Genomic DNA, 15,497 nt, shown 5'->3' with positions numbered 1-15,497 from the left:
TAGCGTTTAAAGGCTAATTAAGCGAAGTTAGCGTTCGCGAATTCCCAGTTAACAAGCGACCAAAAACCTTTAAGGTAATCTGGACGAACGTTACGGTAATCAATGTAGTAAGCGTGTTCCCATAAATCCACAGTAAGGATTGCAGTAACGCCATCATCAGTTAATGGTGTAGCAGCGTTAGATGTATTAACGATGTCTAGTGAACCATCAGCAAGCTTAACTAACCACGTCCAGCTTGAACCAAAGTTATTTACTGCTTTATCGTTTAATGCCGCTTTAAACGCATCAAAAGAACCCCATTTTGCGTTGATTGCATCAGCAACTGCGCCAGTAGGCTCGCCGCCGCCGTTTGGAGATAAGCTGTTCCAGTAAAAAGTATGGTTCCAGATTTGTGCTGCGTTGTTAAATACGCCGCCTTCTGATGAACATACGATCTCTTCTAGAGATTTGTTTTCAAACTCAGTACCAGGGATTAAACCATTAAGCTTAACCACGTAAGTGTTGTGGTGTTTGCCATGGTGAAACTCTAGTGTTTCTTTTGAAATATGTGGCTCAAGTGCGTCGATTGCATATGGTAGTGACGGTAGTTCAAATGCCATTTTTTTATCTCCATCTTCTTTGGTTGATAGTCCATTTGGTAATACGTAATGCCTGTTGAAACAGACCAGTTACCTATACCAAGCGGTAATATAGTGTTACTATAATTGTTGAGTATTTTACTCAAGTTTAAGCAAACAGCAATGCTATTGCGAAAGACTATTTCAATTGCGGCTTTATTTGCCCATTTTAAGTTATATATTTGTGGTCACGATGAGTTATTTTCAAGACCAAAATATATTTAGCTATCGTTACTTTGAGGTTGTAGATGGAAACCATTGATAAAATTAAACAGCAAATTTCAGAAAACCCAATAATCCTTTTCATGAAAGGGTCACCAAAATTACCAAATTGTGGTTTTTCTTCACAAGCATCGCAAGCGTTAATGTCATGTGGTGAACCATTTGCATACGTTGATATTTTACTTAATCCAGACATTCGTGCTGAGCTTCCAGCATATGCTAATTGGCCAACATTCCCACAACTTTGGGTAGATGGCGAATTAGTTGGTGGTTGTGACATTATTATCGAAATGTTCCAACGCGGTGAATTACAGCCGTTAATTACAGAAACTGCTGCTAAATACAAAGAAGCTGACGCAGAGTAATTTATTACTCAACCTGAACTCAGGTTATTAAGCTCTTTAAACACAAAGCTACTTTAAAAGTGGCTTTGTTGTTTTTAATTTGTGTGAATTTATAAATAAGGAAGGCTCACTTGCACGTTTAAGCCGCCCTCTATTTTGTTATGTAAACTTATATGCCCTTGGTGCGCTTCTGCTATTTCTCTGCATAAGGCTAACCCTAAACCACTCCCCGTACTTTTTGTAGAATAGAAGGGCACTAAAGCATTTGCCATTACTTGCTCGCTCATTCCTTTGCCGCAGTCGCTCACATTTATAACACATGCTTGGGGTACAAACTCGACCTGAATATGTATTTCATTGGCGTTGGAGCCTGACTCGTGTGAATTTTTTAATAAGTTTATCAGCAGCTGCTCGAGTTGTGTTTGATCAGCTTGTAATTCATTGTGTGAATTTTTTATTTCGTAGCTAAATTGCCAGTGGTTTTTTAAATTATTGAGTGTGTTTTGCCAGTTAACCCGCGTTTTTTGTGGCTGAGGTAGCTTAGCAAACTTGCCATAGCCTTGTACAAATTCAGTTAAATGACTAATTCGCTCATCAATAGTTGCAAATACACGGGCAAGGCGAGGCTCATCAACTTTATTTGCGAGCAATTGTGCGCTGTGTAGCATGGATGACATGGGGCCGAGTGAATTATTTAATTCGTGGCTAATAATGCGTATTACTTTTTTCCACACTGCAACTTCTTGGCGACTAAGTTCACGGGTTAACTGTTTAAATATATATAAATGATGCTTTTGATTATTAAGTAAAAACTCCCCAGTGGCTAAATGCCAAGTTTGTGAGTCTTGATTCTCTATTTCTATATTAAAGAGGCCATCAATACCGTGCTCTATAGCTGCTACTAATTGCAGAGGCGAATTTTCGAGTAACTTACTTAGTTGCATACCTTCAAGGCGAGTTGCGCTATTAAATAAACTACGGCTAATTAAATTACTAAATACCACCGTATTATTATCATTGACCAGCAGTAGCGCTTGCGGCGAGCTTTGCAATACTTTATCAAGCATTAACTCGCGCTGGTAAATCCATTGTTTTTCTTGGCGAAGCTGTTTTGCTGTTTGATTATAAAGTTGGCATAGCTTTCCAAGTTCATCATTACTTTTATACGCAAGCAAACTGGAGAGCTCACCATCTTTAAAATTAAGTAATCCGGTTTCGAGCGATTGCATGCCAAGCTTTATTGGCTTGGTGATGGCTCTTGAAAGCAAGGTGCTAAATGTAAGCGTTAGTAATATTAAAAGCAGGGTGTAATACATATCAAAGCCACTTAGCGCGGCAATAACAGCAACAGGCAGCGCGCTACAAAGCCCGCAAATTAATACAATCTTTTGGCTTAGGGTAAAGTTGCTAATAATGTTTGGCATTAATAATCAATACCCATTTTTTGTAACCGCCTGTAAAGTGCTTGTCGGCTTAAACCAAATTCACGGGCCACTTTGGCTATAACACCTTGATGAGTGCGCATTGCGTGTTCTATTTCCTGTTTGGTCGGCTCTGCTTTTTGTTGGGAAGAGACCGGTGACGAAAGAGCAAAGTCATCGACTGTAAGCGCACCTGTAGGTTTTAGTACCGCTACACGCTTACAAGCGTTTTCTAGCTCTCGAACGTTACCTGGCCATTTGTAGTGTTGAAGTGCTTGCTCTGTGTTTATAGTCAGCTCTCGGTTAGGTAAAAAGTGGCTAATAAGCGCTAAAACATCATCTTGTCTTTCGCACAGGGCAGGCACATTGAGCTCAATTACGTTAAGGCGATAATATAAGTCTTCCCTAAATCGACCTTGTTCAATTGCTTGTAGTAAGTTTTCGTTAGTGGCCGATATAACGCGCACATTTACTTTTCGTGTTTGCGTTGAGCCTAAACGTTCAAACTCGCCGGTTTGTACTACGCGTAGTAATTTTATTTGTCCTGAAAGTGGTAAATTACCAATTTCATCTAAAAATAACGTACCGCTATCAGCTGCTTCAAATCGACCAATACGTTGTTTAGTTATCCCCGTGTATGCGCCAGCTTCAGCGCCAAAAAGTTCGGCCTCTATAAGTTCTTGCGGTAATGCACCTGCGTTTACCTTAATAAAAGGTTGTGATACAAGTGGGGAGTTTTTTTGAATAATATGCGCAATACACTCTTTGCCACTCCCATTAGGGCCTGTAATTAATGCAGAGATATCAGATTTAGCCACTTGTAGCGCCATAGTAACCAGTCGTTCCATCGCAGTACTTTTAAATATTAGCCCAGCAAGGTCTGCATTTTTAAATGTACCTTCACGTTCTTGTTGATGGCGATTATGTGTCGCCACTATTTTTTTAGCACTGCCTAGCTCTATTAAGTTACCGATACAAACTAGTAGTTTTGAATCATCCCAGGGTTTCGGTAAGTAATCGGCAGCACCGGCTTTGACAAGCTCAATGGCGGTGGCAAGTTCGGTCCAAGCTGTAATAAGTATAATAGGTAGGTGTGGGTTTATTTCTCGTAGTTCATAAAACAACGCTTTACCTTCTTCGCCAGAGGTGGTGTCGCTGGTAAAGTTCATGTCTTGAATTACAAGCTCAATGCGTTGATAGTGAACTATTTGCAGAGCATCAAATGGATTTGTTGCAGTGACTACCGAAAAATCGTGGATCTCGAGCAATAACGAAAGTGCATCGAGTACTGCTTGGTTATCATCAACAATGAGTATTTTATGAGTCATAGGTTATTTTTATAATTTTTTAATGGCTACACTGCCTTACTAAGCAGTGTAGCATAGTGATTTACATATTATTAAATAGTGCGAGTTGCGATACTGGGCGAAATATTGGCAGCGCGTTTAGCCGGCGCTAACACCGCAAGTAAACTCATTAAAAATACAGCAATGGCGGTAACGGCTATATAGCTTGGCGGTAGTGCGGCAACAGAAAAAGACTGCATTAACATTTTCCCAAGCAGTATTGCTGTTATTGCACCTAAGGCTAAACCTAGGCTACAAATTAGTGCGTTTTCTACTAAAAAATAGCTGATAATAGCTGACTTTCTTGCGCCAAGTGCTCTGCGTGTACCAATTTGCTTAGTACGTTTGCTAATATTAAATAAGGTTAAGCCAAAAATACCGAGAGCGGTTATAAGCACTAAAATAGTGATTAATACTATGAGCATGCGCATCATGAGGCGATCTTGAGCGGTATACTCATTTTTTAATTCATCAAGCCCTTTAATGTTATTAATAACGCGTTTGCTGTAATTTTCGAGCATAGCATTTTCTATTTCTTTCATTACAGTTGCTCGCTGACCTGGTTCTGTACGAACGGCAACTTGTGTATAACTTTCTGCTTTAATATAAGGAATAAACGCAAAATTATCTGGTTTACTGTCTTTGAGCCACGGGCCTTTCATTTTTCCGATCACGCCAATAACTTTAAGTGGTAGGTCACCAAAATAAACTATTTTCCCTAAACCATCTCCATCAGGGTAGAGCTCATCAAGTAGGGCTTTAGTGACTATAGTGACGTTGGTGCGCTTTTGTGTAATTTCGTTTGTAACGAGCACTTCATCTTCGGTAAAGTTTCGCCCTGCAATTAAGTTAACGCCGTAGGTATTAATAGCATGATCGTCTATAAAAATATAAGCGGCCCTGACACTTAGGCCTTCTTGTGGGGCAGGTTTTAAATTAAAGCTCGAAGCGCTGCCACTCCCTGATAGTGGAATACTACTGCTTAATGCGGCATCGACCACGCCTGGCATTTTTCTAAGCATGCTTTCATCAAGCTCAAACTGCTGACTTAAGTTAATATCAGTACCAAAGGTCATTACATTAAACTTAAATATATCTTGCTCAGGGTAGCCCGTTTCTTGGTTTAAATAACTAATTCTATCTTGAATGATAAATGCAGCATTACTGACTATAGCTGTGGTAATTGCAATTTGAATTAGCAGTAATACAGCGCCCACCTTTGAGCGGCATAAGGCGTTAAATATAGGTTTTATTTCTAACATTGTGACATTCCTTATTGGCTCTTAAGATAAATGGCAGGGTTGGTTTTACACACTAGCCAAGCAGGGTACAAACCAGCCAAAATGCAGGTTGTAATTGCAATCAATGGGGCGCTCAATAGCATGGTTAAATCCATTGTCGCTAAATTTTCATAGTAGTCGTAGCTTTGCCCTACGCCCATTAAGCCAAGTTGTGCTAGTGCAATTCCTAGCATGCCACCTATAAAGCCAAGCATGGCGACCTCAACTAAGTGCTGTAAAAATATTTGCCTTTTACTCGCACCTAATGCGCGTCTTACACCTACTTCTGGCGCTCTGCGTAAAAACTTGGCTAAAAGTAAACCTAAAATATTGGCTAAGCAGACACCTAAAAACATAAAGCTCAGGCCCACTAAAATTTTATTGTCTTCGGTGACGACGTTATTGTATTGCATCCATTGGTTTACATCGCGAAGTTTATACTCAAGTTCTTTACGATTAAATCGCCCACGTTTTTGTTGTTCCTGCATATAGGCTAATAAGTAATTTTGATAGGCTTGTTTTTGTTCAAGCGTATTTAGCTCTGCCCAAAACTGGATCCATACTTGCTCAGATTGCAGTTTATCTGCAAAGGTTGGTGTGTTTTCGTGCTTCCATCCATTGCTATTGCCCCAACTTACGAGCTCTTTTGCCTTTATTAAGCTAAAGGGCATAAATAACTCTTCTACTTGATTAAATGCACCGTTATTTAAATCATAATATTTAATATTGAGAGGCCAATGGTTAATAACACCAGCTACTTGGTAGCTTGCATCATCTAAGTAAATCAGTTCTCCGACAGAGTTTTTTCCTGCAAATAGTTTATCGTTTATCTCTTGGGTAATAACAACCACAGGTGCAGCTGAGTTTTCTTGCTCTTTGCTCCAAGCCCCACCGTACAAAAATGACAAATCAAACATGCTAAAAAAGTCAGGCGTTGTCATCCGTGCACTGCCAATAAAGGGTTTTATTTTATCTGAATCTAAATAAACTGAAAAGCCGGTACGCATCATAGCCACTTTTTTCTCTGACGTGGGCGCGTTTAATAAGTTCTCAGCATCTTGATAGGTCAGTTGCAGTGGCATGTTATCTTCTGTCCACCACGTACTACCATCGTCCATTGTTTGTAATTGCACACTGTAAAGTTGGCTGCTTTTTTCTGGGATAGGATCGGCCGACATCATATGATAAACACTAAGGCTGGTCATTGTTATGCCTATACCTATCGCAATGGCAAGTACCATTAAAAAGCTAACCAGTGGGGTGCGCTTGAAGCTGCGCCAACTTAAATCTAAATAATGAATAAACATTAGTTAAACCCCCGATGCTGTTTTTATAGTTTGCGCGCCCTGATAAAGCGTAAAGTCGGCAAGTTGCCCATCAACTACTTGAATATTACGCGGAGCACGGCGGGCTAATTCGCTATCATGCGTTACCATTACAATAGTGGCACCGTCGCGATTTATTTGCTCAAGTAACTCCATAACTTGGCGAGCCATTAAGCTGTCAAGGTTACCTGTTGGCTCATCGGCAAGTAAAAAACGAGGTTCACCAGCAAGCGCACGGGCTATTGCCACTCTTTGTTGCTGTCCGCCAGAGAGTTGCTGTGGCAAATGTTTTGCCCGAGAGGCAAGGCCAACTTGTTCTAAGCATTTTTCAATGCGACGTTTACGCTCTGCGGCTTTAATACCTCTATAACGTAGCGGTACTTCAATATTTTCATATAAGTTTAAGTCAGGTATTAAATTGAACCCTTGGAATATAAAGCCAATTTTTTGATTACGTAAATCAGCACGTTGGTTGTCGTTTAAGCTGCCAACATTAACACCATCCAACAGGTACTCACCTTCGTTAAAAGGCTCGAGCATACCTGCAATATTTAAAAAGGTTGTTTTTCCTGAGCCGCTAGGACCGGTAACAGCAATAAATTCGCCTTCGTTTACTTGCAGGTTAAAGTCTCGAAGTGCATGGGTTTGTACCATTTCTGTTTGGTATACTTTACTTACATTGTTCATTTGTAACATGGGTGTTCCTAATTATTTTTAGCGTTGGTTGAGAACGTCTGTTTAATTTAATAAAATCGTGTCGGCTTGTTTAAAGTCGCTGTAGCTTGAAATAATAATTTCATCGTTTTCTTTAAGACCGCTTAAAAGTTCAACCGCGTTAATGCTTGTGGCGCCTATAGTAATAGGTATGCGTTTTGCAATATTGCCTTGTACCTTATAAGCAACAATTCCGCCTTGCTGCATAAATGCACCGCGCTTTACTTGCATTACACCTTCTCGGTTGTCGAGTAAAATACGTGCAGTTAAGCGTTGGTTCTGACGAATGTTGTTAGTAACGCCTTTAAATCGGACGCGTGCTGTTACTTCACGGTTATTAACTTCTGGTGATATGGCGGATAAATTCCCTATCACTGTTTCATTGCCTAACTTAAGCTCTACTTCCATACCGAGTCCTAATTCGTTTGCGTAACTTTCAGGTACTTGGAGCTCTGCTTCGAAATTACTTAAGTCGACGAGTGTCATAAGAGGTTGGCTTTGCGTCACTGCGGCTTTTTGTTGCACTAATAGGTTACCCACGATCCCAGTAACGGTAGCTTTAATAGATAGGTTGCTTACTTTTCTGATTAAATCATCAACAATAAGTTGCTGGCGGGTCACATCACTTTTAGCTGCTTGTAGCTCAAAGGCGAGCGTGTCTTTGGCTAGCAATACCTCTTGTTGTGCATGCTTATAGGTGAGTCTTGCACGTGATAAATCATCAACTGCTTTTTCAAGATCAATTTGGCTAATTAAGTGCTTTTGAATTGATAACTGCGCCCGGCGATTTTCGCGCTCAGCGGCGTTAAGCTCAACTTGTGCCATATCAAGTGTTTTATTTAAAGTGAGTGTTTGGCGTCTTGCTTGCAAATGCTGCCTTTGCTGCTCGCCTTGTAGTCGTTTAAGTACAGACTCCTGTTGCTTTAATTCGTTAGTTAACTCAGGGCTTTGCAGCAGAGCAAGTGTGCCCCCTTGCTTTACTGTATCGCCAGCCTTTACTTTTAAATCTATAAAACCACGTTCTGGGCTGTAGATTTTAGGAGCATTAGCAGCAACAATTTTACCACTGGCGGCAATGTCTCGAATGAGCGCTTTAACGTGTACTTTGGCAACCTGTACTTTTGAGCGGCTAATAGAGCTTTTAGCGCTATGACTCGTTAAAAAAATATAAGCAATTGTCGAGGCTACAATGAAAATAACCGCAGTGATGACCGCGTATTTTTTATAGTTCATAGGTGCCTTTACTTGTACGTCTTGTGCGCTGGTATCTTTAATCATTAGGCTCTCCTACACGGCTTTTATATATTTTTCACACAGTAGAAAAAAAACTGCGGTGCAAATAGCGACAATAGGAGATATCAAAAATAAACTAAGCATAAACATAATTATTCCACTTAACGAATGTGTATAGCTCTATACGATTAGCATGCCAAAGCGTAACTCACTGTAATTAGATGATTAAATTTTATTTTATATGTTTTTTATATGTCCGCGGACATAAAAGTGTCCGCAGTGGACGCATTAGTAAATAAAAATTCACTATTAAGAGATTAAAAATGCCACAAATATTAATAACTATACTAATGACCAGTAAAAAGCAGAGAGGTTAAGCCTCAAAATTACGGAAATAGCACAAAACTATCTAAATGTTAACTAACTTTATCGGTGTATGTTGAATATTTATTCACTGAATAAGGGCTTTACGTTTACGTAAGCTGTAGATTTTTACTTGGTTTTTTTACAAAATGTTAAACTTGACACCAGTGTCATGAAAAAATAACGCCTAATATACGACTAAATGTTAAAAATAATGATGAAAAAGAAATCTTGCTATGAAGTGAGAAATATTCAAGAATGTGAATATGTATTCAAAATGCTATTGACTCTATTTACGATAGAGGCTAGTTTTGTCCGTCTGTTAGCAAATCGTCGAGCAGTTCATCCACGCTAACAGTGCAGCAAGGGGAGGGGTCTATGTTATACGACTCAAAATTAGAAAAAGAAAATTGTGGCTTTGGCTTAATAGCCCAAGTTAATGGTCAAGCTAGTCATAGGCTTATTCGTACTGCTATTACGGGGCTTGATCGCATGCAGCATCGTGGCGGTATATCTGCCGATGGTAAAACAGGTGATGGCTGTGGTTTATTATTACAAAAACCAGACAGCTTTTTTCGTGCTATTGCGGCTGAGAACAATTGGCACTTAGGTAAAAATTATGCCGTAGGTATGATTTTTTTAAATTCAGATCCTGTTTTAGCACAAGCTGCAAAACAAATACTTAGCGAAGAATTAGAAAAAGAAACGCTAAATATTTTAGGTTGGCGCGTAGTGCCAACCGACCCATCAATGTTAGGTCCTATAGCAGTACAACAATTACCTGGGTTTGAACAAATTTTTGTTAGCGCACCTGAAGGTTGGCGTTCTAAAGATTTAGAGCGACGCTTATATGTAGCGCGTCGTCGTGCTGAAAAGCGTATTGTTGATGATGAAGCTTTCTATATCGCAAGTTTATCTGGTTTGGTAACTATCTATAAAGGCTTAATGATGCCTGCGGATTTACCTAACTTTTACCTAGATTTAGCTGATATTCGTATGACCAGTGCGATTTGTGTTTTTCATCAACGCTTTTCTACTAATACTCAGCCGCGTTGGCCTCTTGCTCAACCTTTTCGTTATTTAGCACACAATGGTGAAATTAATACTATTGAAGGTAACCGCCAATGGGCACGCGCACGTTCTTATAAGTTTGCGTCACCGCTTATTCCTGATTTACAAACAGCGGCACCGTTTGTAAACGAAACTGGTTCTGATTCATCAAGCCTAGATAATATGCTTGAGCTATTTTTAGCTGGCGGCATGGATTTATTCCGTGCGATGCGCATGCTTGTGCCACCTGCATGGCAAAAAAACCGTGCAATGGACGATGATCTACGTGCATTTTACGACTTTAACTCTATGCATATGGAACCATGGGATGGTCCGGCAGGTATTGTAATGTCGGATGGTCGTTTTGCGGCGTGTAACCTTGACCGTAATGGACTTCGCCCTGCGCGTTATGTAATTACACAAGATGGCTTTATTACGCTTGCATCAGAGGTGGGTATTTGGGATTACACTGCTGATGAAGTGGTTGAAAAAGGTCGTGTTGGTCCAGGTGAATTATTAGTTATTGATACTAAGCTTGGCAAAATTTGGCATTCGGATGAAATCGATCAAGATTTAAAATCTCGCCATCCATACAAGTCATGGCTTGAAGAAAATGTTAAACGTTTAGTTCCATTTGAAGAACTTACTGAGCAAGATGCCGGTAATCGTTCTTTTGATAATGAAACGCTAGCTAAATATCAAAAAATGTTTGGTTATACCAACGAAGAGCTTGATAGCGTTATTCGTGTAATGGGTGAAAACGGCCAAGAAGCAACAGGCTCAATGGGTGATGACACACCATTTGCTGTGCTTAGCGAAGGGCATCGTTCTCTTTATGATTACTTCCGCCAAAAATTTGCGCAAGTAACAAACCCACCTATCGATCCACTGCGTGAAAATCATGTAATGTCACTTGCGACATGTATTGGTAGTGAGCAAAATGTATTTAACGAAACAACAGGCCACGCTAAGCGCCTACAGTTTGATACGCCAATTTTAATGTACGCAGACATGCAGCAATTATTAAATGCTGATGAAGCACATTACAGCTACTGTAAAATTGATATTACGTATACAGTTGAAGAAGGATTGGAAAAAGCAGTATCGCGAATTTGTGATATTGCGCAGAAAAAAGCAGCATCGGGCTGTATTATGCTTGTTCTAACAGACCGCAACTTTGATGAAACGAATTTACCTATTCCAGCAGCTATGGCTGTGGGCGCGGTGCAAAATCGTCTTGTTGATAATAATCTTCGTTGTGAATCGAACATTATTATTGAAACTGGTAGTGTGCGCGATGCACACCAATTTGCAGTTTTATTAGGTTTTGGTGCAACTGCCATTTATCCATACCTTGCGTATGAATCGTTAGTTGCAATGAGCGACAATAAAATTATTGATAAGTCGTATTGCGAAGTAACGCTTGCTTATCGTAAAGCCATTAACAAGGGCTTATATAAAATCATGTCTAAAATGGGCATAAGTACGGTTGCGTCATATCGTTGCTCAATGTTGTTTGAAGCGGTTGGTTTATCTGATGCCATTGTACAAATGTGTTTTAAAGGTGTGGCAAGTCGTATACAGGGTGCCTGTTTTACCGATTTTGATGACGATCAACAGAGCCTACATAAACTTGCTTTAAGTAAACGTAAATTATTAAGCCACGGCGGTTTGTTTAAGTATGTTCATGGTGGCGAATATCATGCTTATAATCCGGATGTAATCCAAACCCTACAAAAAGCAGTTCGTTCTGGTGAATACAGCGATTACAGTGAGTATGCAAAACTCGTTAATAATCGTCCGATTGCTACGCTACGTGACATGCTTTCGCTTAAATTGCCGGAAACCGGCATTAGCATTGATGATGTCGAGCCTGCAGAAAATCTTTATAAACGATTTGATTCGGCCGCAATGAGTATTGGTGCTTTATCGCCAGAAGCGCATGAGGCGCTAGCAATTGCGATGAACCGCTTGGGTGGGTGTTCAAACTCGGGTGAAGGCGGCGAAGATAAGCTGCGTTACGGTACCGAAAAAAATTCACGTATTAAGCAAGTCGCTTCAGGTCGATTTGGCGTAACGCCGCATTACTTACGCAGTGCTGACGTTATTCAAATTAAAGTAGCGCAAGGTGCAAAACCAGGTGAAGGCGGGCAATTACCAGGTGAAAAAGTAACCCCATATATTGCTAAACTTCGTTATTCGGTGCCAGGTGTTACGTTAATTTCGCCACCACCACATCACGATATTTACTCAATTGAAGATTTAGCACAGCTAATTTTCGATTTAAAACAAGTAAACCCTAAAGCACTTATTTCTGTAAAACTGGTTTCAGAACCAGGCGTAGGAACCATTGCGACAGGTGTTGCTAAAGCCTATGCCGATTTAATTACTATTTCTGGCTATGATGGCGGTACAGGTGCAAGCCCACTTACTTCAGTTAAATATGCCGGTAGCCCATGGGAGCTTGGCCTTGCTGAAACACAGCAAGCACTTGTTGAAAATGGCCTTCGTCATCGCATTCGCCTGCAAACAGATGGTGGCTTAAAAACAGGTTTAGATATTATTAAAGCAGCAATTCTAGGTGCTGAAAGCTTTGGCTTTGGTACTGGCCCAATGGTTGCCCTTGGTTGTAAATACTTGCGTATTTGCCACTTAAATAACTGTGCGACCGGTGTTGCAACACAAGACGAAACACTTCGCCAAAAGCATTATCACGGCCTACCAGAAATGGCGATGAACTACTTTAAGTTTATAGCGCAAGAAGCCCGTGAAATTATGGCAAGCTTGGGTGTTGTAAACTTAACTGACTTAATTGGTCGTTTAGATTTGCTTGAAGCCATTGAAGGTAAAACAGCAAAACAGAAGAAAATTGATTTATCTTCTGTAGTTGCTCAGCCTAATAACCCAACTGGTGAAACACTTTATTGTAGTGCGCCTAATAGTTCGCATTACCTAGGTAAGTTAAACGAAAGTTTATTAGCTAAAGCGCAAGAGGCAATTGATACGTCAAGCGGTATCTCGCTTGTTAGTCGTGTTTGTAATACTGACCGCTCTGTAGGTGCAATGCTTTCTGGCTATATTGCAGATAAATATGGCAACCAAGGTATGGCTGCGGATCCAGTCGTAATTGAATTACACGGTACTGCGGGTCAATCATTTGGCGTGTGGAATGCAGGTGGCCTTGAAATGACATTGGTTGGCGATGCTAACGATTACGTAGGGAAGGGCATGGCTGGTGGCAAGCTAGTTATTCGCCCACCACTTGGCTCGTCGTTCGAAAGTCATAAAGCTACAATTGCAGGCAACACATGCTTATATGGTGCGACAGGCGGTAAATTGTTTGCAGCTGGATGTGCCGGAGAGCGTTTTGCAGTTCGTAACTCAGGTGTACAAGCCGTTGTTGAAGGCGTAGGTGATAACGGTTGTGAATACATGACTGGCGGCGTTGTATGTGTACTGGGCAACGTAGGCGTTAACTTTGGTGCAGGTATGACAGGTGGTTTCGCTTATATTTTAGATGAGCGAAATGATTTTGAAAAGCGCATTAATCCCGAGCTAGTAGAAGTGGTTACACTTGAAGAATTAGCATCGCATCAAGAACATTTACGCGGCTTAATTGCTGAGCATTTAGAGCTTACGGGTTCATGCAGAGCAGAAAGTATTCTAGCTAACTTTGAATTGTACTTACCGATGTTCAAATTAGTAAAACCAAAATCAAGCGACGTAAAAAGTTTACTCGGGCATCGCGCTCGCAGTAGTGCCGAACTACGTGTTCAGGCGCAATAAGGGGGCAGTATGAGCGAAAATGTATATCAATTTATAGACGTGCAGCGTGTAGACCCACGCAAAAAACCAATCTCGTCACGTAAAAAATCTTTCGTAGAAATTTACGAACCCTTTTCAGAGAATCAGGTTAACTCACAAGCTGACCGTTGTTTAGATTGTGGTAACCCATACTGTGAGTGGAAATGCCCTGTACATAACTACATTCCACAATGGTTAAAGTTAATACGCACGGGCCGTATTATAGAGGCGGCTGAGCTTTCTCATCGTACCAATAGTTTACCAGAAGTGTGTGGCCGCGTTTGTCCACAAGACCGCTTGTGTGAGGGTTCGTGTACGCTCGATGAAGAGTTTGGTGCGGTTACAATTGGTAATATTGAAAAGTACATTACTGATGAGGCATTTAAAATGGGCTGGAAGCCTGATATGTCTTATGTAACATGGACCGACAAAAAAGTAGCCATTATTGGTGCTGGCCCTGCAGGTTTAGGATGTGCTGATATTTTAGTACGAAATGGCGTTAAGCCAGTGGTGTTTGATCGTCACCCAGAAATAGGTGGACTACTCACATTTGGTATTCCTTCTTTTAAACTTGAAAAATCAGTAATGCAAAAGCGCCGTGAAATTTTCACTGAAATGGGCGTAGAATTTAAGTTAAATGTTGAGGTAGGTGTTGATATTACACTTGATCAAATTTTAGCTGATTACGACGCTGTGTTTTTAGGGGTTGGTACGTATCAGAGTATGCGTGCAGGTCTTGAAAATGAAGATGCACCGGGTGTTCACGATGCACTCCCGTTTTTGATTGGTAACACGAACCGTGTAATGGGCTACGACGAGACAAAACAACCGTGTATTGATATGGCTAATCAAAAAGTAGTTGTACTCGGCGGTGGTGATACAGCTATGGACTGTGTGCGTACGTCTATTCGTCAAAATGCTGCAAAAGTAACGTGTGCTTATCGCCGTGACAAAGAAAATATGCCAGGCTCTAAACGTGAAGTTAAAAATGCGAAAGAAGAAGGCGTTATATTTACGTATAACGTTCAGCCTAAAGGCATTGTATTGAACGATAAAGGTAAAGTAACCGGCGTTAAAATGGTTAAAACTAAATTAGGCGAACCTGACGCAAAAGGCAGAAGCCGTGCTGAAGAAGTACCTGGTTCAGAACATGTTATTGAAGCAGACCAAGTTATTATGGCGTTTGGTTTCCAGCCTCACAAAATGGATTGGTTAGAAAAATACGATGTAGAAATAAACAACTGGGGCGGTATTAACGCACCAGAACAAGGTGAGTTTACACATCAAACTACTAACCCTAAAATATTTGCTGGTGGCGACATTGTACGTGGTTCAGATTTAGTGGTAACTGCTATTTTTGAAGGACGTAATGCCGCAGAAGGTATTATGGACTACCTTAAAGTATAACTATTTTTTGGTTACTTTAAATATACGTTAAAGCAAGCTTTCGAGCTTGCTTTTTTTATACGTAATGATGCCTTAGACCAACCTGCATAAATTTTTGAGAAATTTAACGAATTAAATTGCACTGTAACGTCGTTAAGGATTTTTTATTTAGAACAACTAGGGTATGTTGATCTTTCAGGATTAAAGTGTGTTCAACTTTGGGGCGATTTAATCGCGGAGCGGGGTTTGTAACCTAGTGGGCTTGTTGGTAACTGCTCCTGCGTTAGCCAACTGGCTTATATTCATTTAAGAATAAAAAATTGAGCAAATCTTCCGCGTCCTGCTAACGCGCCTTACCTAAATCTATGTAGGTAACAAAGAGTTAATCGTCC

General features: G+C 40.5%; 10 protein-coding genes. 3 read left to right on the top strand and 7 right to left on the bottom strand.

Annotated features, from left to right (window positions below; translation table 11 throughout):
• Positions 1–17 precede the first annotated feature (17 nt).
• Positions 18–599 (bottom strand): superoxide dismutase, encoded by a 582-nt coding sequence (locus P20495_RS03835; RefSeq protein WP_007375847.1) that lies wholly within the window; start codon positions 597–599, stop codon positions 18–20.
• A gap of 266 nt (positions 600–865) precedes the next feature.
• Here P20495_RS03835 and P20495_RS03840 point away from each other — a divergent pair, with 266 nt between their 5' ends.
• Positions 866–1,204, top strand: coding sequence for a Grx4 family monothiol glutaredoxin (locus P20495_RS03840; RefSeq protein WP_004335359.1), 339 nt, complete (start codon positions 866–868; stop codon positions 1,202–1,204).
• An 89-nt stretch (positions 1,205–1,293) separates the two neighbouring features.
• Here P20495_RS03840 and P20495_RS03845 read toward each other — a convergent pair whose 3' ends face one another.
• The 6 genes from P20495_RS03845 to P20495_RS03870 form a co-directional block, all read right to left on the bottom strand.
• Positions 1,294–2,607 (bottom strand): PAS domain-containing sensor histidine kinase, encoded by a 1,314-nt coding sequence (locus P20495_RS03845; protein ID WP_008138403.1) that lies wholly within the window; start codon positions 2,605–2,607, stop codon positions 1,294–1,296.
• Complete coding sequence (locus P20495_RS03850) at positions 2,607–3,932, bottom strand: sigma-54 dependent transcriptional regulator (protein WP_008138402.1); 1,326 nt, start codon at positions 3,930–3,932, stop codon at positions 2,607–2,609. The genes P20495_RS03845 and P20495_RS03850 overlap by 1 nt, the downstream gene beginning before the upstream one ends.
• Before the next feature lie 71 nt (positions 3,933–4,003).
• The gene (locus tag P20495_RS03855) at positions 4,004–5,212 is read right to left on the bottom strand and encodes an ABC transporter permease (protein ID WP_008138401.1); all 1,209 of its coding nucleotides are present in this window, start codon (positions 5,210–5,212) and stop codon (positions 4,004–4,006) included.
• Positions 5,213–5,223: 11 nt separating this feature from the next.
• Positions 5,224–6,537 (bottom strand): ABC transporter permease, encoded by a 1,314-nt coding sequence (locus tag P20495_RS03860; protein WP_008138400.1) that lies wholly within the window; start codon positions 6,535–6,537, stop codon positions 5,224–5,226.
• Between the two features lie 3 nt (positions 6,538–6,540).
• A complete protein-coding gene (locus tag P20495_RS03865; RefSeq protein ID WP_008138399.1) occupies positions 6,541–7,251 on the bottom strand; it encodes an ABC transporter ATP-binding protein in 711 nt (236 codons plus the stop codon).
• A gap of 42 nt (positions 7,252–7,293) precedes the next feature.
• Complete coding sequence (locus tag P20495_RS03870) at positions 7,294–8,547, bottom strand: efflux RND transporter periplasmic adaptor subunit (RefSeq protein ID WP_008138398.1); 1,254 nt, start codon at positions 8,545–8,547, stop codon at positions 7,294–7,296.
• 696 nt (positions 8,548–9,243) lie between these two features.
• Here P20495_RS03870 and gltB point away from each other — a divergent pair.
• Positions 9,244–13,701 (top strand): glutamate synthase large subunit, encoded by a 4,458-nt coding sequence (gene gltB / locus P20495_RS03875; RefSeq protein ID WP_008138397.1) that lies wholly within the window; start codon positions 9,244–9,246, stop codon positions 13,699–13,701.
• Between the two features lie 9 nt (positions 13,702–13,710).
• The gene (locus P20495_RS03880) at positions 13,711–15,126 is read left to right on the top strand and encodes an FAD-dependent oxidoreductase (RefSeq protein ID WP_007375839.1); all 1,416 of its coding nucleotides are present in this window, start codon (positions 13,711–13,713) and stop codon (positions 15,124–15,126) included.
• The last annotated feature ends 371 nt before the right edge of the window (positions 15,127–15,497 follow it).

The sequence above is a fragment of the Pseudoalteromonas sp. BSi20495 genome (assembly GCF_000241185.1).
Classification (GTDB): domain Bacteria; phylum Pseudomonadota; class Gammaproteobacteria; order Enterobacterales; family Alteromonadaceae; genus Pseudoalteromonas; species Pseudoalteromonas fuliginea.
This window is presented reverse-complemented; position numbering and strand designations above follow the sequence as displayed.

Coding starts and splice junctions, on each gene's coding strand:
- P20495_RS03835 (WP_007375847.1), bottom strand. CDS start 599: ATGGCATTTGAACTACCGTCACTACCATATGCAATCGACGCACTTGAG.
- gltB (WP_008138397.1), top strand. CDS start 9,244: ATGTTATACGACTCAAAATTAGAAAAAGAAAATTGTGGCTTTGGCTTA.
- P20495_RS03850 (WP_008138402.1), bottom strand. CDS start 3,932: ATGACTCATAAAATACTCATTGTTGATGATAACCAAGCAGTACTCGAT.
- P20495_RS03860 (WP_008138400.1), bottom strand. CDS start 6,537: ATGTTTATTCATTATTTAGATTTAAGTTGGCGCAGCTTCAAGCGCACC.
- P20495_RS03855 (WP_008138401.1), bottom strand. CDS start 5,212: ATGTTAGAAATAAAACCTATATTTAACGCCTTATGCCGCTCAAAGGTG.
- P20495_RS03870 (WP_008138398.1), bottom strand. CDS start 8,547: ATGATTAAAGATACCAGCGCACAAGACGTACAAGTAAAGGCACCTATG.
- P20495_RS03865 (WP_008138399.1), bottom strand. CDS start 7,251: ATGTTACAAATGAACAATGTAAGTAAAGTATACCAAACAGAAATGGTA.
- P20495_RS03840 (WP_004335359.1), top strand. CDS start 866: ATGGAAACCATTGATAAAATTAAACAGCAAATTTCAGAAAACCCAATA.
- P20495_RS03845 (WP_008138403.1), bottom strand. CDS start 2,607: ATGCCAAACATTATTAGCAACTTTACCCTAAGCCAAAAGATTGTATTA.
- P20495_RS03880 (WP_007375839.1), top strand. CDS start 13,711: ATGAGCGAAAATGTATATCAATTTATAGACGTGCAGCGTGTAGACCCA.